The 20,434-nt window shown below is 76.0% G+C and carries 21 protein-coding genes; 6 read left to right on the forward strand and 15 right to left on the reverse strand.

The genetic code is table 11. From position 1 onward, the window contains the following. Positions 1–140: 140 nt before the first annotated feature. Together ACFU9A_RS15520 and ACFU9A_RS15525 are read right to left on the reverse strand one after the other, a co-directional pair. A complete protein-coding gene (locus ACFU9A_RS15520) occupies positions 141–1,886 on the reverse strand; it encodes a metallophosphoesterase family protein (protein ID WP_430576175.1) in 1,746 nt (581 codons plus the stop codon). Positions 1,887–1,958: 72 nt separating this feature from the next. After that, positions 1,959–3,527: an MFS transporter gene (locus ACFU9A_RS15525; protein WP_430576176.1), complete on the reverse strand. Its 1,569-nt coding sequence runs from the start codon at positions 3,525–3,527 to the stop codon at positions 1,959–1,961. Between the two features lie 103 nt (positions 3,528–3,630). On the opposite strand from ACFU9A_RS15525, the gene ACFU9A_RS15530 reads away from it, so the two are divergent. Continuing rightward, a complete protein-coding gene (locus tag ACFU9A_RS15530) occupies positions 3,631–4,182 on the forward strand; it encodes a TetR/AcrR family transcriptional regulator (RefSeq protein ID WP_430576177.1) in 552 nt (183 codons plus the stop codon). Positions 4,183–4,189: 7 nt separating this feature from the next. Here ACFU9A_RS15530 and ACFU9A_RS15535 read toward each other — a convergent pair whose 3' ends face one another. Continuing rightward, entirely contained in the window at positions 4,190–5,119 is a 930-nt protein-coding gene (locus ACFU9A_RS15535; RefSeq protein ID WP_430576178.1) for a Ku protein, read from the reverse strand. A gap of 89 nt (positions 5,120–5,208) precedes the next feature. Between ACFU9A_RS15535 and ACFU9A_RS15540 the strand changes: the two genes are divergently transcribed. Beyond that, positions 5,209–5,598 carry a nuclear transport factor 2 family protein gene (locus tag ACFU9A_RS15540; protein WP_430576179.1) on the forward strand — a complete coding sequence of 130 codons (390 nt, stop codon included), beginning with the start codon at positions 5,209–5,211 and terminating at the stop codon, positions 5,596–5,598. 23 nt (positions 5,599–5,621) lie between these two features. On the opposite strand, the gene ACFU9A_RS15545 is transcribed toward ACFU9A_RS15540, so the two are convergent. Genes ACFU9A_RS15545 through ACFU9A_RS15555 form a run of 3 tightly spaced genes read right to left on the reverse strand, consistent with a single transcriptional unit; the run spans position 5,622 to position 7,653 of the window. Further along, complete coding sequence (locus ACFU9A_RS15545) at positions 5,622–5,843, reverse strand: SCO4848 family membrane protein (RefSeq protein ID WP_430576180.1); 222 nt, start codon at positions 5,841–5,843, stop codon at positions 5,622–5,624. A gap of 26 nt (positions 5,844–5,869) precedes the next feature. Beyond that, positions 5,870–6,526: a response regulator gene (locus ACFU9A_RS15550; protein WP_430576181.1), complete on the reverse strand. Its 657-nt coding sequence runs from the start codon at positions 6,524–6,526 to the stop codon at positions 5,870–5,872. Beyond that, the gene (locus ACFU9A_RS15555; protein WP_430576182.1) at positions 6,523–7,653 is read right to left on the reverse strand and encodes a sensor histidine kinase; all 1,131 of its coding nucleotides are present in this window, start codon (positions 7,651–7,653) and stop codon (positions 6,523–6,525) included. The genes ACFU9A_RS15550 and ACFU9A_RS15555 overlap by 4 nt, the downstream gene beginning before the upstream one ends. A gap of 112 nt (positions 7,654–7,765) precedes the next feature. Here ACFU9A_RS15555 and ACFU9A_RS15560 point away from each other — a divergent pair, with 112 nt between their 5' ends. Both ACFU9A_RS15560 and ACFU9A_RS15565 read left to right on the forward strand, forming a co-directional pair. After that, positions 7,766–8,740: an ABC transporter ATP-binding protein gene (locus ACFU9A_RS15560; protein ID WP_430576183.1), complete on the forward strand. Its 975-nt coding sequence runs from the start codon at positions 7,766–7,768 to the stop codon at positions 8,738–8,740. Beyond that, a complete protein-coding gene (locus ACFU9A_RS15565) occupies positions 8,737–9,585 on the forward strand; it encodes an ABC transporter permease (RefSeq protein WP_430576184.1) in 849 nt (282 codons plus the stop codon). The genes ACFU9A_RS15560 and ACFU9A_RS15565 overlap by 4 nt, the downstream gene beginning before the upstream one ends. 42 nt (positions 9,586–9,627) lie before the next feature. Here ACFU9A_RS15565 and ACFU9A_RS15570 read toward each other — a convergent pair whose 3' ends face one another. From ACFU9A_RS15570 to ACFU9A_RS15595, 6 genes are read right to left on the reverse strand one after another with little or no spacing between them, the layout of a single operon-like run. Further along, positions 9,628–9,894, reverse strand: coding sequence for a glutaredoxin family protein (locus ACFU9A_RS15570; protein ID WP_430576185.1), 267 nt, complete (start codon positions 9,892–9,894; stop codon positions 9,628–9,630). A 24-nt stretch (positions 9,895–9,918) separates the two neighbouring features. Further along, complete coding sequence (locus tag ACFU9A_RS15575) at positions 9,919–10,695, reverse strand: SDR family NAD(P)-dependent oxidoreductase (RefSeq protein ID WP_430576186.1); 777 nt, start codon at positions 10,693–10,695, stop codon at positions 9,919–9,921. A gap of 48 nt (positions 10,696–10,743) precedes the next feature. After that, positions 10,744–11,439: a response regulator gene (locus ACFU9A_RS15580; RefSeq protein WP_430576187.1), complete on the reverse strand. Its 696-nt coding sequence runs from the start codon at positions 11,437–11,439 to the stop codon at positions 10,744–10,746. 5 nt (positions 11,440–11,444) lie between these two features. Further along, a complete protein-coding gene (locus ACFU9A_RS15585) occupies positions 11,445–12,662 on the reverse strand; it encodes a sensor histidine kinase (protein WP_430576188.1) in 1,218 nt (405 codons plus the stop codon). A gap of 10 nt (positions 12,663–12,672) precedes the next feature. After that, a complete protein-coding gene (locus tag ACFU9A_RS15590) occupies positions 12,673–13,446 on the reverse strand; it encodes a hypothetical protein (protein WP_430576189.1) in 774 nt (257 codons plus the stop codon). Continuing rightward, the gene (locus tag ACFU9A_RS15595; RefSeq protein ID WP_430576190.1) at positions 13,446–14,360 is read right to left on the reverse strand and encodes an ABC transporter ATP-binding protein; all 915 of its coding nucleotides are present in this window, start codon (positions 14,358–14,360) and stop codon (positions 13,446–13,448) included. The genes ACFU9A_RS15590 and ACFU9A_RS15595 overlap by 1 nt, the downstream gene beginning before the upstream one ends. A gap of 131 nt (positions 14,361–14,491) precedes the next feature. Here ACFU9A_RS15595 and ACFU9A_RS15600 point away from each other — a divergent pair, with 131 nt between their 5' ends. After that, positions 14,492–15,046 (forward strand): DUF402 domain-containing protein, encoded by a 555-nt coding sequence (locus ACFU9A_RS15600; RefSeq protein WP_430576191.1) that lies wholly within the window; start codon positions 14,492–14,494, stop codon positions 15,044–15,046. 154 nt (positions 15,047–15,200) lie between these two features. Further along, on the forward strand, positions 15,201–17,825 hold the full coding sequence (locus tag ACFU9A_RS15605) for an ATP-dependent DNA ligase (RefSeq protein ID WP_430576192.1): 2,625 nt from the start codon (positions 15,201–15,203) through the stop codon (positions 17,823–17,825). A 15-nt stretch (positions 17,826–17,840) separates the two neighbouring features. Here ACFU9A_RS15605 and ACFU9A_RS15610 read toward each other — a convergent pair whose 3' ends face one another. The 3 genes from ACFU9A_RS15610 to ACFU9A_RS15620 form a co-directional block, all read right to left on the reverse strand. Further along, positions 17,841–18,470 (reverse strand): response regulator, encoded by a 630-nt coding sequence (locus tag ACFU9A_RS15610; RefSeq protein WP_430576193.1) that lies wholly within the window; start codon positions 18,468–18,470, stop codon positions 17,841–17,843. Beyond that, a complete protein-coding gene (locus ACFU9A_RS15615; protein ID WP_430576194.1) occupies positions 18,467–19,651 on the reverse strand; it encodes a sensor histidine kinase in 1,185 nt (394 codons plus the stop codon). Before ACFU9A_RS15615 ends, ACFU9A_RS15610 begins: the two co-directional genes overlap by 4 nt. A gap of 117 nt (positions 19,652–19,768) precedes the next feature. Then, positions 19,769–20,413 carry a GntR family transcriptional regulator gene (locus ACFU9A_RS15620; RefSeq protein WP_430576195.1) on the reverse strand — a complete coding sequence of 215 codons (645 nt, stop codon included), beginning with the start codon at positions 20,411–20,413 and terminating at the stop codon, positions 19,769–19,771. Positions 20,414–20,434: the final 21 nt, after the last annotated feature.

Below are 20,434 nucleotides of genomic sequence, written 5' to 3' on the forward strand. Positions count from 1 at the left end.
GCCACCCCCCCCCCCCCCGGGGGGCTTGCCGCCCCCGCCCGGGGGGGGCGCCGCTACCCGCGGGGGGCTTTGGGTGTGGGGGGCCGCTTTCCTCCCGCCCCCCCCCAACCCGAACTGCCGCATCGATCGCGATGATGCGGTCACGAGGGCAGCGCGTCGTCCGACGGCGGCACGATCTCGGGCACGGGCTCCCGGTCGCCGATCGTCGCGTCCCCGTCGGGCGTGACGCTCACCACCTGGACGTCCACCATGCGCCGCGCCTCGGGGTCGAAGCGCAGCAGGGTCATCTGCGCGGTGCCGTGCAGCGGACCGACCGTGGGCTGGCTCGGGGCCGCGCCCGCCGTGGAGCCGTTGACGTAGCGGATGCCCTGGCCCACCTGCTCGGGCCCGGACCGCTTGTGGGTGTGGCCGGAGACCTGGAACGGCACGCAGCCGGTGTCGAGGGCGTCGAGCCCCACGGCCGGGGTGTGGATCAGCAGCAGGTCCACGCCGCCGTCCTCGCAGGCGGTGGCGGCGAGGTCGGCCGCCTGCTCCTCCGGGGTCCGCTCGCGCGCCACGTTGGTGCCCCCGCCCACGCGGGTCTCCAGGGCGTCGCGGTCGCCGAGGATGCGCACGCCCTTGACCTCGACGACCTTGCCGTCGAGGACCGTCTGCCCGCGCGCGGCCTCCATGTTGGAGGTGAGCTGCGAGTCGTGGTTGCCGTCGGAGACGACCATCGGGACGCCCCGCGGCGGGGCCGTCGCGAACGAGTCGACGCAGACCTTCTCCACCGACGTGCCGTTCATGGTCGTGTCGCCCGCGTTGAGGACGACGTCGACACCCGCGCGCTCCGCGGTGGTGCGGATCAGCGGGGTCATGCCGGTGTTGCAGTGCAGGTCGGAGACGACCAGCAGGGTCACGAGGTCGTCGTCCGACGGCGAGGGCGACGGCGTGGCCGACCCGTCGGGCGGCGCCACCGCCTCGTCGGGCGTGCCCGACGGCGACGGCGAGCCGGAGGCGTCCGCCGCGTCGGCGTGGGTGGCGTCCCACGCGTCCCAGGCGGCGACGAGGTCGTCGTCCGCGGCGGCGTAGAACTCCTCGTTCTGCTTGTAGAGGCCCACGAGCTGCCCGCCGTAGGTGTCCACGACGCCGGCCAGCCGGCCGGTGATCGTCGCCCCCTCGAGCGCGGTGCCCGCGAACACCGACGACGCGGGCCGGCCCTGGGTGTCCGGCTGCACCACTCCCCCGGACGCCACGGTCACCACCACGAGGCTCGTCACGGCCACGCCGGCGGTGATCTCCCACGTGCGCGGGGCGAGCCGGGCCGACAGCTCGCGCCGCCGGGCCGCGCCGAGCAGCAGCCGCAGCCCGAAGCCGACGGCCACGACGACGACCATGGCCGCGACGGTGCGCCGTCCGGCGTCCCACAGCAGGGCCCGCGCGACGGTGCTCGCCGTCTCCTGCGGGCTGGAGAAGAACTGCAGGTAGTTCTGGAGGTCGCCGGCGAGCATGTCGAGCGTGCCCGCCTGGTCGACGGCGGACAGGTCCGCCGGGATCTCCTTGACGACGACGTCCAGCCCCAGCCCGAGCGGGAGCGGCGAGTCGATCTCGAGCGTGCCCAGCGGGCCCAGGTCGGCGACGACCAGGCCGTCGGTGTCGACCTCGTACACGGCCTCGTGCGGGCCGAGGCTCAGCTCGGCCTGCGCCGTCGTGACGCCGACGACGACGCAGGCCAGCGCGGCCGCCACGGAGACGAGGGTCCACCGCACCCAGCGCGGCGGCGTGCGCCGTGCGGGGGCGCCGTGCGCGACGGGTGCGTCGTCGTCGGGCGGGCTGGCAGGGCCGGAAGGGGTGGCGGGGCGGGCAGGGGCGTCGGGGCCGGGCTTCTCGTCGTGCTGGTCGCTCATCGCGTCCCACCTTCGCGGAACACGGGCGACGGCGCCACCCTGCTCACCGGGTGGCGCCGTCGTGCCCGCAGGTCAGGACCGCGCGTCGCGCAACGTCGTCAGGGCGATCCCGGCGGCGACGAGCACCGCGACGAAGCCGATCACGGACGTCACGACCACGCCGCTGCCGAACGCCGCGTGCGCGGAGTCGAGCAGGGCCTGCGCCTGCCCGGCGGGCAGGTCGGCCGCGACGCTCGTGGCGCCGCCGAGGGTCTCCGCCGCCGCGCCGGTGTCCGCGGCGGACAGCCCGGCCGGCACCACGACGTTGGCGTGGTACGACCCGGTGAGGATCCCGCCGAGGACGGCGGTGCCCAGCACCGCGCCGACCTCGTACGCCGTCTCGGAGATCGCCGAGGCCGCGCCGGCCTTGGCCGCGGGCACGGTCGAGACGATGAGGTCGTTCGACACGGTCTCGGCCGAGCCGACACCGATCGCGAGGACGACGAACGCGAGGCCGAGCCACCCGGACTCGCCGCGCCCGGCGACGAGCGCCGTGACGAGGTAGCCCACGGCCGACATCGCCAGGCCCGCGGCGACCACGTGCGACGGCCGCACGTGACGCACGACCTTCACCACCGCGAGGCCCGCGACGACCATCGCGACGGTGCCCGGCAGCAGCACCATGCCCGCCTGCACGGGAGACAGCCCGATGACGAGCTGCAGGTCCTGCGAGACGAAGAACAGGAAGCCGACCAGCGAGAACACGGACAGCAGGTTCACCAGCACGCTGCCGGTGAAGGCCGGGACGGCGAACAGTCGCACGTCGAGCATGGGGTCGGGGCGGCGCAGCTGGCGGCGCACGAAGAGCACGCCCATGAGCAGGCCGACGGCGATCGCGGCCAGGCCCAGCGACGGCAGCCCGCCCTTGGCGAGCGTCTTGATGCCGAACACGACCGGCGTCATGGCGGCCATCACGAGGACGATCGAGACCGGGTCGAGGCGCCCCGGGGCGGGGTCGCGCGACTCCGGCACGAAGATCGGCGCGAGCACGAGGAGCAGCGCCAGCACGGGCACCGCGAGGAGGAACACGGAGCCCCACCAGAAGTGCTCGAGCAGCAGGCCGCCGACGATCGGCCCCACGGCCGAGCCCGCGGCGAAGCCGGCCGCCCAGATCGCGATGGCGAGGCGGCGCTCGTCGCGGTCGGTGAACACGTTGCGCAGCAGCGACAGCGTGGACGGCATCAGCATCGCGCCGAAGAAGCCGAGGCCGGCGCGGGCGGCGATCAGCGCGCCCGCGGTGGGCGCGAACGCGGCGACCGCGGACACGGCGGCGAAGCCGACGGCCCCGATCAGGAGCAGCCGGCGGCGGCCGACGCGGTCGGCGACCGACCCCATCGGCACGAGCAGGCCGGCGAGGACGAGGGGGTAGACGTCGACGATCCAGAGCAGCTGCGTGCCGCCGGGGGCCAGGGCCTCCGAGATCTGCGGCAGGGCGAAGCTGAGGACCGTGTTGTCGATCGAGACGAGGAGCACCGGCAGCATCAGCACGGCGAGGGCCGCCCAGCGACGCCCGGCGGTCCGGAGACCGCGGGGGCGCGCGGGGACGGCGGGGCGTCGCGCGGCGGAAGGGGCGCGGTGCGTCGTCACCTGGGTGGAGACCATGAGGTGCCTTTCACACACTGCGGGACGGCCGGGGCGACATGGTGATGCCGAACTTCCGTACCGTCCAGCCGGTACAGTAACACCTCGCCACTAGGCTGTCGACATGCCGCCTCCCCCCGCCGCCCGAGCCAAGGTCCTGCGCGCGTTCGCCGAGCTCCTCGTCGAGTCCGGGGAGCGCTCCGCGACCCTCGAGGCAGTCGCCGAGCGGGCCGGCGTCTCCAAGGGCGGCCTGCTCTACCACTTCCCCTCCAAGGACGCCCTCGTCGACGGCCTCCTCGACCACCTGGGCGTCCTCACGGCCGCCGACGTCGAGGCCATGCGCACCGCGCCCGAGGGCGCGTCCGACTACCTGCTGCGCACGTCGACCGTCATCGGCGGCGAGTTCGAGGTCGTCTACCTCGCGGCCTCGCGCGTGGCGCAGGGCGCGTCCCCCCGCGCCCGCGCCGTCCTCGACGACGCCCAGGCCGCCTGGACCGAGGCCGTGCGCGACGAGCTCGGCGACCCCGTGCTCGCCCGCGCCGTGTCCCTCATGGGCGAGGGCCTGTACGCGCTCGCCTCCGTCGGCGCCAGCGGCCCCTCCGACCACGAGATCGACGAGCTGCTTTCGCTGGTGCGCGAGGTCGCCGCGGCCCGCGGCGCGGGCGCCGGGGCCTGAGCCGGGCTCAGCCCGTCTTCCGCTCCGCCGTCTTCGCCGCCGGCTTCTTCGCCGGGCTCTTCTTCGCTGAGGCCTGTTTGGCAGGAGCCTTCGTCGCGGGCGCCTTCTTCGCGGCCGGCTTCTTCGCCGGCGCCTCGTCCTTCGACGCCTTCGCGCCCTTCGAGCCGGAGACGCTCCGCCGCAGGGCCTCCATGAGGTCGATGACGTCGGCCTCCTCCTTCTCCGGCTGCTCGCCGAACGTCTCGGAGGTGTCGAGCGCCTCGCCCTGCTCGATCTTGGCGTCGATGAGCTGGCGCAGCTGCACCTGGTACTCGTCCTCGTAGTCCTCGGGCGCGAAGTCCGCCTCGTAGCTCGCGACGAGCTGGCCCGACATCGCGAGCTCCTTGTCCGAGACGGTGACCGACCCGTCGAGGGACGGGAACGCCGCCTCGCGCACCTCGTCGGCCCACAGCAGCGTCTGGATGACGAGCACCTCGTCGCGCACCCGCAGCGCCGCGAGCCGCGTGCGCTGGCGCAGCGCGAACTTCACGATCGCCGTGCGGTCCGTCTCCTCCAGCGTGCGGCGCAGCAGCACGTACGCCTTCGGGCTGTTCGAGTCCGGCTCCAGGTAGTAGGTGCGGTCCAGCATGATCGGGTCGATCTGGTCGCTCGGCACGAACTCGACCACCTCGATCTCGCGGTTCGCCTCCGCCGGCAGCGCCCCGAGGTCCTGCTTGGTCAGCACCACCGTGCGCTCGCCGTCGTCGTAGGCGCGGTCGATGTGCTGGTACGCCACCTCCTCGCCGTCCAGCTCGCACACGCGCCGGTAGCGGATGCGTCCGCCGTCCGCGTCGTGCACCTGGTGCAGCGGCACGTCGTGGTCCTCGGTCGCGCTGTACAGCTTGACCGGCACGTTGACCAGGCCGAAGGTGACAGCGCCCTTCCAGATCGCCCTCATGTGACCATCGTCACGCGAGCCGGCAGACCCCGCCAGCGTGCGCCCGCGCCGGCCGGGCGCCTGTCGGAGGCGGTGCCTACCGTCACGGCATGGACACCGCCACGACGCGCGACGTCGCGCACGCCTACGTCGGAACGCTCGAGCGCCGTGACTGGGCGGCCTTCGGCGCGCTCCTCGACCCCGACGTCGTCTACGAGATGCCGCAGAGCCGCGAGCGCATCCGCGGCCGCGACGCGTACCTCCGCTTCAACCAGGAGTACCCGGGCGACTGGCACCTGTCGGTGCGGCACGTCGTCGCGGACGGCGCCCGCGCCGCCCTGTGGCTCGAGGCGCGCGTGGGCGACGAGCCGATGATCGCGAACGTCTGGCTCGACGTCTCCGACGACGGCCTGGTCCGGCGCGTCACCGACGTCTGGCCCGAGCCGTTCGAGCCGCCCGCCGGGCGCGAGCACCTGGTCGAGCGGTACGACGCGGGCTGACCGGCCGGGCCGACCGCCCGGCGTCAGCCGACGAGGCCGAGCACCCCCACGACGCCGACCAGCACGGCGAGCAGCATCGACACGCCCACCAGCACGGCGTGCACGGTGAAGAAGCGGGTGGGGCGGCCGGCCTCGTCGCGGGCCCGCGGGTCCTTGGTCACCCGCCGCCAGAACGAGGGCCACACCATGAGGTTCCACACGGCGGCGACGAGCAGGACGACGGACCAGACGACGGGGATCTCCACGCCGTCGAGTATCCCCCGGCCGCCGCTCAGCCCAGGCGGCCGGTCTGCAGCGCCAGGAGCACCGCGCGGGTGCGGTCCTTGGCGCCGAGCTTGAGCAGCACGGCCGAGACGTGGTTCTTCACGGTGCCCTCCGCGAGGTAGAGGGCGCGGGCGATCTGCCGGTTGGACCAGCCCTGGGCCATGAGGCGCAGCACCTCCAGCTCGCGCTCGGTGAGGTCGGCCCGCGCCGCGTCGTGCAGCGCCGGACCGGAGCGGACGGCGCGCAGGAGCCGCGCGGTCACGGCGGGCTGCACGAGCGTGGCGCCCGCGGCCAGGGTGCGCACCGCGTCCGCGAGCTGCTCCAGCGTCACGTCCTTGAGCAGGTAACCGCGCGCCCCCGCCCGCAGCGCCCGCAGCACGAGCTCGTCGTCGTCGAAGGTCGTGAGGACCAGGACCGCGACGTCGCGCCCCTCGGCCTGCAGCGTCTCGAGCGCCCAGATCCCGTCACGGCCGGGCATGCGGAGGTCGAGCAGCAGCACGTCGGGGTCGTGCTCGCGCACCGCGTCCACCGCCGCGGCGCCGTCGTCCGCCTCCGCCACGACGTCCATGCCGCCCGCGATCTCGAGCAGGCTGCGGATGCCGTGCCGCACCAGCGTCTGGTCGTCGGCCAGCACGAGGCGCACGCGGTCCGCCGCGGCCGTCACGACGCCGCCCGCCCGGCGAGCCGCGCCTCGACGGTGAACCCGGCGGACGCGTCGAAGGTGGCGCCGCCCCCCAGCGCCTCGGCGCGCTCGACGATCCCGGACAGCCCGTGGCCCAGCCGCACCGGCCCGGACGCGAGGCCGTCGTCGCGCGCCACCAGCGTCAGCGCGCCGTCGTCGTCCGTGGCCACCTCGATCCGCAGCACCGTGGCCATCTCGGCGTGCCGCACCGCGTTGGTCACGACCTCCTGGGTGACGCGCACCAGGGCGGCCGTCTGCTCCTCGTCGGCCACGACGTCCGGCGCGACGTGGACCTCCACGCGCGGGGCGGGGACGGCGGCGGCCACCGCGCCGAGGGCCTCGCGCAGGTCGGGGGCGCGGCGGCGCAGCTCGCCGACCGTGGCACGGACGTCGCCGAGCAGCTCGCGCGCCACCGTCCGGGCGCGCTCGACGTGCTCGGCCGCGCGGTCGCCCGGCAGGTGGGCGGCGGACTCGAGCTCGAGCGTGAGCACCGTGAGCTGGTGGCCGATGAGGTCGTGCAGCTCGCGCGAGATGCGCAGCCGCTCGGACGCACGGGTCGCCTCCTGGTCCAGCACCGCCGCCGCCGCGAGCTCGGCGTGCGCGACCGTCAGCTCGGTGCGCATCCGCTGCTCGCGCTGCAGCGCGACGCTCACGGCCGCGCTCGCCACCTGCAGCAGCAGGTACAGGCCGAGGGACAGCGCCACCTCGAAGCCGTGCGCCGGGCCCGGCGCGAGCAGGAACGCGACGAGCAGGGCCACGGTGTTGACCGCGATCACCGCCGCGGTCACGCGGGTGGGGCCCACGTAGGTGCTCAGCGCCGCGCCGAAGACGAGCAGGATGGGCAGCCAACCGATGCCGGGCACCGTCACGACGAGTGCCGCCGTCAGCAGGATCTGCGCCGCGAGCGCCAGGTACGCGGCCCCGGTGCGCGGCGGCCGCACGACGGTGACGACCGTCGTGGCGAGCCAGGCGACCGCGAGCGCCACCCACACCGCGAGGGGCACGAGCATGCGGTCCGGCCCGGCCACGAAGGGCACGGGCACGACGATCGCCAGGCAGACGACCAGGATCGTCAGCCCGGACGTCTCCTCGGGTCCCAGCCGGCGCACGGCACCACGCTAACCGGCCCGGGCGCCGCGGGGACCGTGCCGATGGTCATGGGTGCGGGTCGTGACGGGCGGCACGCGCGACGGCGCCCGGCCCGTCCGTAGCGTCGCCGCCATGACCGCACTCGTGGCGCAGCACCTGCGCAAGACGTACCGCACCCGGGGGCGCGGCCGCCCACCGGTGGTCGCGCTCGACGACGTGAGCCTCTCGGTGGCGCCGGGCGAGGTGGCGGGGGTGCTGGGCCGCAACGGGGCCGGGAAGTCCACCGCCGTGCAGCTCCTCGCCGGCGCCCGCGCACCGGACGGCGGCCGCGCGCGGGTGCTGGGGCTCGACCCGCGCGCCGACCGGCGGCGGGTGCGCGCGGTGCTCGGCGTGCAACTGCAGGGCGCGGACCTGCACGGCGCGCTGACGGTGCGCGAGCTGGTCCACCTGTACCGGTCGTTCTACGCGCGCGGCGTCGACCCGGACCGGCTCGTGGAGCGGGTCGGCCTGGGGGCGTCCCGGGACACCCGCTTCGAGAAGCTGTCGGGCGGCCAGCAGCAGCGGGTGTCGATCGCCCTCGCCCTCGTGGGCGCGCCGCGCGTCGTCATCCTCGACGAGCTCACCACCGGGCTCGACCCCGAGGCCCGGCGCAGCATGTGGGCGCTGGTGGAGGACCTGCGCGCCGACGGCGTGACCGTGCTGCTCGTCAGCCACCTCATGGAGGAGGTGGAGCGGCTGTGCGACCACGTGACGATCCTCGACTCCGGCCGCGTCGTCGCGCGGGGGACGCCTGCCCAGCTCGTCGACCGGGCGGGGCTGCGCCCCACCGTGACGCTGCGCACCGACGACCCGGCCGCCGCCGACCTGCTGGCCCGGCTGCCCGCCGTCGGGCGCGTCGACGCGGCGGGCCCACGGCTCACCGTCACCGGCGCCGACCCCGCGCCCGGGGCGAGCGGCACGGCCCTCCCCCGGCACGGCGACCTGCTGCACGAGGTCGGCGCGGCGCTGGCCGCCGCGGGAGTCGTCGCCACCGAGACCCGGCTGCGGCGTCCCACGCTGGACGACGCGTTCCTCACCCTCACCGGCAGCGCCCTGGAGGCACCATGACCGCCCACCGCACGATGCGCGACAGCGCGACCCGCGACGACCTGCCGCGGGTGCTGGAGCTGCCGGAACCGGGCGTGCCCCCGCGCGTGGCGCGGCCGGGCGCGGGCGCCTGGCTGGCCCTCACCGTCGCCGAGGCGCGGATGGTGGCCCGCGACACCGCGGGCCTCGTGATCCCGCTCGGCATGCCGCTGCTCGTCCTCGTGATGAACGGCCTGGCGCCGGGCCTGGACCAGGTGGTCCCCGGCACCGGGGGGCGCACCGCGCTCGACGTCTACGTGCTGCCCCTGACGCTGACGATGGTGGTCGCGACGGTCGGGGTGATCAACATGCCGAGCTTCCTCGCGACCTATCGGCGCACCGGGGTGCTGCGGCGCCTGGGCGTCACCCCCGCGTCGCCGGCGATGGTGCTCGGCGCGCAGGCGTTCGTCGGCGTGGCGCAGATCCTGGTCGGCGTCGCCCTGGCGCTCGGCGTCGCGTTCGCGTGGAGGGGCGCGTCCCCGCCGGCCGACCCGGGAGCGGCGGCGGGGGTGCTGGCGCTGACCATCACCGCGATGTACGCGGTGGGGATGCTCGTGGCGGCGGTCGCGCCGACGCCGGGGTCGGCCGTGGCGATCGGCCTCGTCGCGTTCTTCGGGCTCGCCGCGCTCGGCGGGATGTTCGGCCCGCGCGAGAACCTGCCGGAGTCGCTCGCCGCGCTGGGCGGCTGGCTGCCGTTCGGCGCCGCCGTCGACGGCCTCGGGGCGGCGTGGGCCGGGGTCGCGGTGCCGGCGTCCGCCCTGGTCGGCCTGGGCGCGAGCACCGTCCTGGCCGGCGGCGCGGCGGCGCTGTGGTTCCGGTGGGAGTGACGCACCCCGACCCGGGCGGGGTGCGCCTCAGGGAGACGTCGGTCAGAGGCCGACGGCGTCCAGCTTCGCGCTGAGCTCGGCGTCCGTGGGCTCGACGAAGAACTCGCCGTCGGGGAACACCACGACGGGGATGTTCTTGCGGCCGCTGATCGCCTCGGCGTCGTCGGCGCGCGTCGGGTCGACCACGAGATCCACGTTCACGTACTCCACGCCGCGGGTGTCGAGCACGCGCTTGGCGCGGCGGCAGTCGCCGCACCACTGCGCCCCGTACATCGTGAGGGTCTGGGGGCGCTTGATGTCGTCGGTCATGCGCAGCACCATACCCCCCGAGGGTTAGTGCACCGAGAATCCGCCGTCGACGTGGATCGACTGCCCCGTGACGTAGGCGGAGGCGCCGCTCGCCAGGAAGACGGCCGCGCCCGCGAAGTCCTCCGCGAGGCCGTTGCGCCCCACCATCGTGCGCGCCGCGAGCGCCTCGACCCGCGCCGGGTCCGACTGCAGCCGCGCGTTCAGGGGCGTGAGGACGAAGCCGGGCACCAGGGTGTTCGCCGTGACGCCGCGGCCCGACCAGGCCTCTGCCTGCGAGCGCGCCAGGGACTCCAGCCCGCCCTTGGACACCCCGTACACGCCGGACTGGACGAACGCGCGGTGCGCCTGCTGGGACGACACGTGGATCAGGCGCCCGAAACCGCGCTCGGCCATCCCGGGCCCGAACCGCTGGCCCAGCAGGTACGGCGCCTCGAGGTTCACCGCCATCGTCGCGTCCCAGGTGGCGTCATCCGTCTCCCCCAGCGGCGGGCGCAGGTTGATGCCCGCGGAGCTGACCACGACGTCCGGCTCGCCGAAGACGGCGGCGGCCTCCTCGGCCGCGGCGCGCACGCCGGCGCGCGTGCCCAGGTCGGCGCTGACGCGGTCGGCGGTGCACCCGTCGGCGCGCAGCTCGGCGACCGTGTCGTCCAGCTCGGCCTCCCTCCGGGCCACGACCACGACGCGTGCGCCCACCCGCGCCAGTGCGCCGGCGATCGCCCGGCCGATGCCGGAGCTTCCGCCGGTCACCAGCGCGACGCGGCCGTCGAGGGCGAACAGGGAGGACAGGTACGCGTCGGTCACGCGGACACTCTGCCATCCCGCGGCCCCCGGGTCGGCCCGCGCCGAGCCTCAGGCCTCCGCCGCGGCCGACACCCACAGGAGCCACGCGAGCTCGACCCGGTTGCGCACGCCCGCACGGTCGATCGCCGCGCTCACGTAGGCCTTGACCGTGGACTCGGCCAGGTGGAGCCGCCGGGCGATCTCGGCGTTGGTGGCGCCCTCCGCCAGCGCCGCGACGACCTCACGTTCACGCGGCGTCAGGGCGTCGAGCCGTCGTGCGGCGTCCGCACCGGCCTGGCGCCTGGCACGGCCCCGCCTGAGCTCGGCGGCCGCCATGTGCGCGACGCCGGGCGAGAGGTAGGTCTCCGCGTCGGACCGGCCGTGGACCGCACGCAGCAGCTCGTGGGGGTCGCCCGACTTGAGGAGGAACCCGTCCACGCCCAGATCGATGGCGGCGCGGACGTACTCGGACTCCCCGAAGCTGGTCAGGATGAGCACCCGGGGGGCGTCCGGTCGGGCCCGGAGCCGGCGGAGGGTGGCGATGCCGTCCAGGACCGGCATGCGCACGTCCAGGACGACGACCTCCGTGGCCCAGCGGTCGAGCAGCGCCAGCGCCTCCCGGCCGTCGCCCGCCTCGCCGACGACGGAGAGGCTCGGGTCGCTGGCCAGGATCTCGCGCAGGGTCTGGCGGACCCGGGGGTCGTCGTCGACGATGGCGACCCGGACGGGGCGGGCGCCGGCAGCAGCGGTCGTCGCAGGAGCCACAGGTGTCACAGGAGAGGCATCTCCCTCAGGTCGGTCACCCGCACGACGATCCCGTCCTCCGTGCACACCTCGAGCGTGGCCATCGCGAGCGGCACGTTGCCGTCCGTGTACTGCCGGCACTCCCAGCCGGGTCCGGGTCCCGGCGCGCGGGCGAGCCGGACCGGCGCCTCGCGGCCGGGCAGGAGCTCCGCCGCGTCGGCCGCGCGCATGCCGACCCGGAGGGCGGCCGCGTCCACCGGTTCGACGGTGGCGTCGTGCGACGCCCACGCCCAGTAGCCGGCCCCGCCCAGCAGCACCAGGACCGCGGGGAGCACGAGCGGCCCGACGAGCGCCGCGAACGGCAGACGTGCGCGGGAGCGGGCACGGGAGGCCTCGGGAGCCCGCCCTCGAGGGGCCTCGGGCTCCTGCTCGAGCACGGCCCGCGCCGGCAGCCGCGCGACGACCCGGTGCCCGTCCGCGCACGTGGCCGCCTGCCAGGTTCCCCCGATCGCCTCGACCCGGCGGCGCAGGGAGTCGAGGCCACGGCCCTCCCGCTCGTCGCGGTCGACGGCGGGCGCGGGCCCGCCGGAGCCGTGCGTCCGGACCTCGAGGGTCACCATGTCGTCCGCGCGCCGGACCACGACGGTCACCGCGTCGCCGGGTGCGTGCCGGGCAGCGTTCGTCAGGGCCTCCCGCACCACCCGGTGCGCGGTGACGCGCGTCGGCACCGAGGCCCGGGTGAGCACGTCCGGGTCGCCGACGAGGCGCACGTCAGCGCCCGCGCGGCGGAACCGCTCGACCACCGCGGCGACGTCGGCGTCGGCCGGGTCGCTCCAGGGCGTGCGGTGCAGCGTGGCCACCGTCTCGTGCAGCATCACGACGGCGCGCTCCGCGTCGCTGCGCACCTGGCCGGCGAGCACCGCCTCGTCGCCGGTGGTGCGGAGCTGCAGCAGGGCGGCCCGCATCCCGATCACGCTCAGCTCGTGGCCGACCAGGTCGTGCACCTCGTCGGCGAGCTGCCGGCGTTCGGCGACCTGGCGCGCCGACTCCTGCTCGCGCCGGTACCGGTCGCGGAGGTCGCGGTAGCGGACCACGCCGTACAGACCGACCCCGCCGACCAGCAGGGCGAGCTCGCCGAACGCGAGCAGGATCCAGCTCCGGGACTGCCAGGCCATCGCGCCCACGACCACCTGTGCCGCGACCAGGAGCACCGGCAGCCAGCGTGCTGCACCCGAGCGAGCCATGGGGACGAGGTTAGGCGTCACGCCGCTCGACGCTCACCACGGCCGCGCCCACGCTCGCGACGACCCAGGCGAGGAGCACCAGCAGGGCGGCCCACCGCGCGTACGGGTCGCCGGTGCCGGAGACGAGCGCGCTGCCCGCCACCCCCGGGAAGACCTGACCTGTCGCCGCGGGGGCGGCCAGCGTGAGGACCAGCAGCACGAAGGCGACGCTCAGCGCGGCCACCCCGCTCCGGGTGAGGAAGCCGAGGGCCACGGCGACGATCGCGGCGCACGCGAACACGCCCGCCGTCACGACGGCCGCCTCCGCCACCGGGACCGTGGCCCGTGGCGCGTCGCCCAGGGCGAGCTCCGTCGCCGCGACGCCCAGGGGGCCGGTCAGCAGGCCGGTGAGCCCGCCGAGGACCCCCGCGACGGCGGCCTTGGTGAGCACCACCGCCCACCGGCGCGGATGGGACAGGAACGTGGTGGCGATCTGACCGCCGGCGTACTCGGGCGTCACGAGCTGGAGGGCCGCCAGCACGACGACCAACTGCGCGAACACGACGGACGACGCCAGGACCTCCGGGACGGGCACCAGGGTGCCGACCGGGAGCTCCCCGGTCTGCACGGCGCGGACCTGGTCGTTCGCCAGGGTGAACGCCGTGGCCACGGCGAGCAGCACCGCCCCCGCCAGGCCCGCGGCCGGCGCGCGCACCGACCATGCCTTTCCCCACTCCGAGCGGACCAGGCCGACCAGTGCCGCGGGCGTGGCTCCCACCTCGATGGTGGCGTTCCGCCCGGGCATCAGCGGGCCTCCACGCCGTCGACCTGCGGCACCCGGTCGCCGACCAGCGTCAGGTACCCCGCCTCGAGGTCCGCCATCTCCCGTGCCAGGTGCAGCACCGTGAGGTCGGCGCCGCGCGCCGCGAGCCCCACCTCCCGCTCGGACGCGCCGGTGACCCGCCACGCCCCGTCGTCACCGGGCCGGATCGCGGCGCCGGGCAGCAGCGCCCGCAGCCGGTCGTCGGCGCCGTGCTCCGCCGTCCGCAGCACCACCTCGTCGCGCGCCCGACCCGCGAGCTCGGCGACCGTCGTGTCGGCGAGCAGGCGCCCGGCGCCGAGCACGACGACCCGGTCCGCCACCAGCTGGACCTCGCTCATCAGGTGGCTGGAGACCAGCACGGTCCGGCCCTCGTCGGCGAGCAGCCGCAACAGCCGCCGGATCCACCGGACGCCGTCGGTGTCCAGCCCGTTCACGGGCTCGTCCAGCACCAGGGCCGCCGGGTCGCCCAGCAGGGCGCCGGCGAGGCCCAGACGCTGCCCCATGCCCAGGGAGAAGCCGCCCGCCGCGCGGTGCCCGACCTCCGCGAGGCCGGTCAGCTCCAGCACCTCGTCGACGCGCGCCCGCGCCAGGCCGTGGGTCTGCGCCACGCTCGTCAGGTGGGCACGGGCCGAACGACGGCGGTGCACCGGACGGCCGCCCAGGTGGGTGCCGATCACCCGCAACGGCCAGCGCAGGTCCCGGTAGCGGTGGCCGGCCACGGTCGCGGACCCGTTCGTCGGACGGTCGAGACCCACCAGCAGCCGCATGAGCGTCGACTTGCCCGCGCCGTTGGGCCCGAGCAGCCCGGTGACCGTCCCCTCCTCGACGCCGAAGGAGACGTGGTCCAGGGCCGGCACCGGCCCGTAGCGCTTGCTGACCTCTGCGAACTGGAGCATGGGCCACACGATGGCGGTTCCGCTCTCGCGCCCGGTACCGACGAAAGTACGGAACGCCGGCCGGCGTGCGCGTCGGCCTCCCGTGGCCGCCGGGCGACCACCCCGTGCCGTCGCGCCGATAGCCTCGGGCGATGAGCGACGACGAGGTCCGCGTGGTGTGGCGCAAGTTCGACGGCGGCCTGCACTGGCGCCACCCCATGACACGACTCGGCGAGGACGAGTTCGGCGTGTGGCTCGGGGCGCCGGCCGGCACGGTCTACCGCCGGGGCGAGCCGGGGCGGGAGACCGCCGTCGTGGCGGTCGAGGACGACCGGGTGCTGCTGATCCCCCGCGACGACTGGTGGACCGCCGAGTTCCAGGCGGACCCGGCACGGCTCGACGCGTACTGCGACGTCGCGACCCCGGCCTCGTGGCCCCACCCGGGCGAGGTGACGATGGTCGACCTGGACCTCGACGTCTGCCGCGTCCGCGACGACATGTCCGTCTACGTCGACGACGAGGACGAGTTCGCCGACCACCAGGTGCGCTACGGCTATCCGGCCGACGTCGTCGAGCGGGCGGAGGCCGCGTCCGCGTGGCTGACGGTGGCCCTGCGCGACGGCGTCGAGCCGTTCGGCAGCCGCTACCGGACGTGGCTCGACCGGCTGGCCGAGGTCGCCGGAGCCGAGGACCGTCGGCCGGCCTGACCTCGCGGACCCGCGCGACGGCTGAACGAGCCCCAGCTCCTGCGCGACCTCGCCGACGACACCTACCCCGTATGCCGACGTCCGAGGTCGTCGACTGGCCGACCGGCGCGCCCTCCCGGGCGCGCGCGGTCGAAGCGCGCGCGACGATGTGCCCATGGCACGCGCGTCGTCGAGCAAGCCCCAGACGGTCACCGTCGAGGGCCGGCGCCTGCAGCTGACCAACCTGGAGAAGGTGTACTTCCCCGCCACGGGGACGACGAAGGGCGAGGTGCTGGCGTACCTGGCCCAGGTGGCGCCGGCGCTGCTGCGGCACGCGGCGTACCGGCCCGCGACGCGCAAGCGGTGGCCGGACGGCGTCTCCGGGCAGATGTTCTTCCAGAAGAACCTGGACGCGTCGACGCCGTCGTGGGTGCCGCGGCACGCCATCCGCCACCGCACGTCGACCAACGACTACGTCCTGGTCAACGACCTGGCCACGCTCACGTGGCTGGGGCAGACGGCGACGCTGGAGATCCACGTGCCGCAGTGGCGGTTCGGGCGCACCGGCGCGCCGATGCCGCCGGACCGCCTGGTGCTCGACCTCGACCCGGGGCCGGGCGCGGGCCTGGCGGAGTGCGCGGAGGTGGCGCGGCTGGCCCGCGACATCCTGCGCGGGATGGACCTGGACCCGCTGCCGGTGACGAGCGGCTCCAAGGGCATCCACCTGTACGCGGCGCTGACCGGCCACGACGAGTCGCTGACCACGGACGCGGTGTCCGCCGTGGCGCACGAGCTCGCGCGGCACCTGGAGTCCGAGCACCCCGACCTCGTGGTCAGCGACATGAAGAAGTCGCTGCGCGCGGGCAAGGTGCTCGTGGACTGGTCGCAGAACAACGGCGCCAAGACGACCATCGCGCCGTACTCGCTGCGCGGGCGCGACGAGCCCACGGTCGCCGCGCCGCGCTCGTGGGCGGAGCTCGACGACCCGGGCCTGCGCCAGCTGTCGTTCACCGAGGTGCTGGAGCGGCTGGAGCGCGACGGCGACCTCCTGGAGCCCCTCGCGGCCGGGCACCTCGCGCAGCTCGAGCCGACGCCGGAGCGGATGGCCACGTTCGAGCGCACCCCCGCCGAGAGGCTCGAGACCTACCGCGCCAAGCGCGACCCCGGCAGGACGCCCGAGCCCTTCGGCCCCGAGGTGCCGGGCGAGCGGGACGGCGCCCCGACGTTCGTGATCCAGGAGCACCACGCCCGCCGCCTGCACTGGGACTTCCGGCTGGAGCACGAGGGCGTCCTCGTGAGCTGGGCGCTGCCGCGGGGCGAGCCCACCGACCCGAAGCAGAACCACCTCGCGGTGCAGACGGAGGACCACCCGCTCGAGTACGGGTCGTTCGAGGGCAGCATCCCCGCCGGCGAGTACGGCGGCGGCGAGGTGACGATCTGGGACGCCGGCACGTACGACCTGGAGAAGTGGCGCGAGGGCGAGGTGATCGTCACCCTGCACAGCGACCGGCGCGGCTCGCGGCGCCTCGCGCTCATCCGCACGGGCGGGCGCGGCGGGGACGACCAGAACTCGTGGCTCATCCACCGCACCAAGGCCCAGCCGGGCGACGACGGCGCGCCGGACGCCGGGCAGGACCCCGGCCAGGACCCCGGGCAGGCCACCGGGCAGGCCACCGGGACCGCGGAGCGCGGGGACGGCGCCCCGCCACCGCGCGCCGCGGCGGCGTCGGACGCCGCTCCCCCGGCCCCGGCCGAGGCGCCCCGCCCGATGCTGGCGTCGACCGCGCCGCCGGCGGAGCTGGCCCGCCTGGACCCGGACGACTGGGCGTTCGAGGTGAAGTGGGACGGCTTCCGCGCGGTGGTGCAGGTCGACGCACGGCAGGAGGCCGACGACGCCCCGCGGGTGCGGCTCACGTCGCGCTCGGGGCAGGACCTCACGCCGACGTTCCCGGAGCTGCAGGCGCTCGGCGGCATGGTGTCCGCCGACGACCTGCCCATGGCGCTCGACGGCGAGATCGTGGCGCTCGACGCCGACGGCCGCCCGTCGTTCCACCGCCTCCAGCAGCGGGCGAACCTCGCCAAGCCGCGCGACGTGGAGAAGGCGCGCCGCCGCGTGGGGGTCGACCTCGTGCTGTTCGACGCGCTGTCCGTCGGCGGCCGCGCCGTCACCGACCTGCCGTACGAGGAACGCCGGGCCGAGCTGGCGCGCGTCGTGAGGCCGCGCCGCCCGGTGCACGTGCCGGACGCGCTGGACGGCACGCTCGACGAGGCCCTGGAGACGTCCCGCCTCATGCGGCTCGAGGGCGTCGTCGCGAAGCGGCGGGGCGCGCCGTACACGCCGGGCCGCCGCTCCCGCGACTGGCTGAAGATCAAGCACGCGCGCACGCAGGAGGTGGTGGTGGTCGGCTGGCGACCCCTGCACGCGGGCACGGGCCGGGAGGACGCGACGGTCGCCGGGTCGCTGCTGCTGGCGGTGCCGGACGACGGCGGCGCGCTGCGCTACGTGGGCAAGGTCGGCACCGGCTTCAAGGAGGCGGAGCGGCGCCAGGTCGTGCGGCGGCTGCGGCCGGTGGACGACGCACCGCTCGACGGCGTGCCGCGGGCCGAGGCCGTGCACGCGCGGTGGGCCGCCCCCGAGCAGGTGGCCGAGGTCGAGTACGGCGACTGGACTCGCGACCCGGGCGACCTGGGCGAGGCCGACGACGACCTCCCCGACGACGAGGGCCCGCGGCTGCGGCACTCCGTGTGGCGCGGGTGGCGCGACGACAAGCGGCCCGCGGACGTGCAGGTCGAGGGCTGAGCCGGCGGCGGGACCTCAGCGCACCGTCTGCCCGCGCAGGGCGTGCGCCACGGCGGCGGCGCGCGACTCCACGCCGAGCTTGGCGTACACGTGGGCGAGGTGGGTCTTGACGGTCGCCTCGGAGATGAACAGGCGCCGCCCGAGCTCGCGGTTGCTCAGCCCCTGGGCGAGCAGCGTGAGCAGCTCGGCCTCGCGCGGGGTGAGCGCGCTGCCGGGGTTCTGCGCCTGCTGCAGGAGGCGGGACGCGACGGGCGGGGACAGCACGCTGCGCCCGACGGCGGCGCCGCGCACCGCCGCGAAGATCTCGGCGGGCGGGGCGTCCTTGAGCACGTAGCCGATGGCGCCGGCGTCGACCACGCGCACCACGTCGGCATCCGTGTCGTAGGCGCTGAACACGAGCACCGGCACGTCCGGGCGGGTGGTGCGGATGCGGCGGGTGGCGGCCACGCCGTCCTCGGCCGCCCCGAGCTCGAGGTCCATGACGACGACCGCGGGCGCGAGCCGTCCGACGGCGTCGAGCGCCTCGTCCGCGGTGCCGGCCTCGCCGACCACGCTGATGTCGGGCTGCGAGTCGAGCAGGGCGCGCAGCCCGGCGCGGACCACGTGGTGGTCGTCGACGAGCAGCACGGTGATCGGGTCGCTCATGCGTCCTCCTGGCTCGTCGGCTCGGTCGCGGGGCCCGCGGACGTCGGGCGCGGCGCGGGGAGCTGCACCCCGACGACGGTGCCGTCCCCGGGCGCGCTCTCCACCGTGATCGTGCCACCGAGCTGCTCCACGCGCTGGCGCATGGCCCGCAGGCCGAACCCGCCGGCCGGCCCGGCGGCGCGCGAGGCCACGGCGTCGACGTCGAAGCCCCGCCCGTCGTCGAAGACGTCCAGCGCGACGGCGTCGGGCAGGTAGGTGAGGGTGAGCCCGAGCCGGGCGGGGCCGGCGTGCCGGTGCACGTTCGTGACGGCGCTCTGGGCGATGCGCGCGAGCGCGTGCGCCACCTCGGGCCCCACCGGCACCGGGTCGCCCACCACGGTGAGCGCGGCGTCGGGCACGTGGCGCCGCGCGGCCGCGCGGATCGCGGCCTCGACGTCGGCCGGCGCCACGCCCCCGGTCGCCGGGGACGGGTCGACGAGGTCGTGGACGAGCTCGCGGGTCTGCCCGAGGCTGGCCCGGACGGCGACCGCGGCCTGCCGCGCGTCGTCGCGGGCCGCGTCGGGGTCGACGTCCCAGCGCTGGTCGGCGGCCTCCAGCCGGAGCACGGCGGAGGAGAGCGACTGCGCCACGGTGTCGTGGATCTCGCGCGCCACGCGCTCGCGCTCCGCGAGGACGGCGACCTCGCGCTGGAGGCGCACGCGCTCGCCCGCCTGCCGCACGATCGCGTCGTAGGCGAGGCTGAGGAGCACCGCGACGACGAGCGGCGCGACGGCTGCGGCCCAGTCGCTGCGGCCCGACAGGTCGAAGAGCGCGACTCCGGTGACGACCGCGACGGCGCCCACCAGCACGTGCGCCGTCGGCACGGGCACCAGGCTGCGGCACACGAAGAACAGCGGGACGGCCGACCAGGCGAAGCTCGGCGCGACGAGCACCAGCGCGGCCCACGCGACCAGCAGGACACCGAGCACGGTGCCCGCGACGGCGCCCGGCCCCGCGCCCTCCGGCGCCGGGCGGCGGGTGAGCAGGACGAGACCGGCGTAGGCCGCGACGACGCCCAGCAGGAGGGCGACCACCAGCCACCACCGGCCGTCCAGGCCGTGGTTGGTGAGGTAGCGCACCGCCGACGTCGCGACGAGGGCGGCGAAGGCGAGGTGCACCCCGCGGGTGAGTGATCCGGGCACGGTCAGCCACGCTAGCCGGGCGGGGGCGGTGCGCACCTCATCCGTTCGGACGATCCCGCGCGCCCCGGAGGCCCGATGCGCGCCCGCCGTGGTCGCCGCGAGGCTGGCGGCATGACCTCAGGCGCGACGCTCCGTCACCGCGGTGCGGCTGGTGCCCAGGTGCTCGGCCGCCAGCCGGGCCGCGGACTCCTCGTCGCCGCCGCGGACGGCGTCCAGGAGGGTCCGGTGCTCGTCGGCCATGGCCGCGAGGTCGGTGTGCTGGCCCAGCAGCCAGCGCACACGGCTGGCGGTCACGACGTGCAGCTCGGCGAGCACCGGGTTGCCCGCGGCGTCCACCACCCGCTCGTGGAAGTCGGCGCCCGCCCGTCGTGCGGCGGGCGCGTCGCCGGCCCGGGCGGCCGCGTCCTCGCGCTGCCACGCCTCGGCGAGCTCGGCGAGCTGCGCCTCGGTGCGGCGCCGCGCGGCGAGCCGGAACTGCAGCGGCTCGGTCGCCTCCCGCACCTCCTGGAGCTGGGCGACGTCGGCGTCCGTGAACTCCCGCACCACGGCCCACGTGCGCGGTCGCGGGGTCACGAGGCCCTCCGCCACGAGGGTGCGGAGCGCGTCGCGCACCGGGATGCGGCTCACGCCCAGCTCGGCGGCCAGGTCGCGCTCGACGAGCCTGCTGCCGGGTTCCCGCGTGCCGTCGACGATCTGCTCGCGGACGGCCCGCGCCACCCGGACGGACTCGGGTTCGAAGACCGCGGCGTGCTCGGAGGTCATGCGCTCATCCTGCCAGCCCAT

The sequence above is a fragment of the Isoptericola sp. NPDC057653 genome (assembly GCF_042799955.1).
In the GTDB taxonomy this organism is placed as follows: Bacteria; Actinomycetota; Actinomycetes; order Actinomycetales; family Cellulomonadaceae; genus Isoptericola.

Excerpts from the sequence above, each read along its gene's own strand:
- ACFU9A_RS15605 (WP_430576192.1), top strand. The coding sequence starts at position 15,201 with ATGGCACGCGCGTCGTCGAGCAAGCCCCAGACGGTCACCGTCGAGGGC.
- ACFU9A_RS15525 (WP_430576176.1), bottom strand. The coding sequence starts at position 3,527 with ATGGTCTCCACCCAGGTGACGACGCACCGCGCCCCTTCCGCCGCGCGA.
- ACFU9A_RS15560 (WP_430576183.1), top strand. The coding sequence starts at position 7,766 with ATGACCGCACTCGTGGCGCAGCACCTGCGCAAGACGTACCGCACCCGG.
- ACFU9A_RS15570 (WP_430576185.1), bottom strand. The coding sequence starts at position 9,894 with ATGACCGACGACATCAAGCGCCCCCAGACCCTCACGATGTACGGGGCG.
- ACFU9A_RS15585 (WP_430576188.1), bottom strand. The coding sequence starts at position 12,662 with ATGGCTCGCTCGGGTGCAGCACGCTGGCTGCCGGTGCTCCTGGTCGCG.
- ACFU9A_RS15600 (WP_430576191.1), top strand. The coding sequence starts at position 14,492 with ATGAGCGACGACGAGGTCCGCGTGGTGTGGCGCAAGTTCGACGGCGGC.
- ACFU9A_RS15535 (WP_430576178.1), bottom strand. The coding sequence starts at position 5,119 with ATGAGGGCGATCTGGAAGGGCGCTGTCACCTTCGGCCTGGTCAACGTG.
- ACFU9A_RS15620 (WP_430576195.1), bottom strand. The coding sequence starts at position 20,413 with ATGACCTCCGAGCACGCCGCGGTCTTCGAACCCGAGTCCGTCCGGGTG.
- ACFU9A_RS15530 (WP_430576177.1), top strand. The coding sequence starts at position 3,631 with ATGCCGCCTCCCCCCGCCGCCCGAGCCAAGGTCCTGCGCGCGTTCGCC.
- ACFU9A_RS15565 (WP_430576184.1), top strand. The coding sequence starts at position 8,737 with ATGACCGCCCACCGCACGATGCGCGACAGCGCGACCCGCGACGACCTG.
- ACFU9A_RS15540 (WP_430576179.1), top strand. The coding sequence starts at position 5,209 with ATGGACACCGCCACGACGCGCGACGTCGCGCACGCCTACGTCGGAACG.
- ACFU9A_RS15595 (WP_430576190.1), bottom strand. The coding sequence starts at position 14,360 with ATGCTCCAGTTCGCAGAGGTCAGCAAGCGCTACGGGCCGGTGCCGGCC.
- ACFU9A_RS15590 (WP_430576189.1), bottom strand. The coding sequence starts at position 13,446 with ATGCCCGGGCGGAACGCCACCATCGAGGTGGGAGCCACGCCCGCGGCA.
- ACFU9A_RS15610 (WP_430576193.1), bottom strand. The coding sequence starts at position 18,470 with ATGAGCGACCCGATCACCGTGCTGCTCGTCGACGACCACCACGTGGTC.
- ACFU9A_RS15520 (WP_430576175.1), bottom strand. The coding sequence starts at position 1,886 with ATGAGCGACCAGCACGACGAGAAGCCCGGCCCCGACGCCCCTGCCCGC.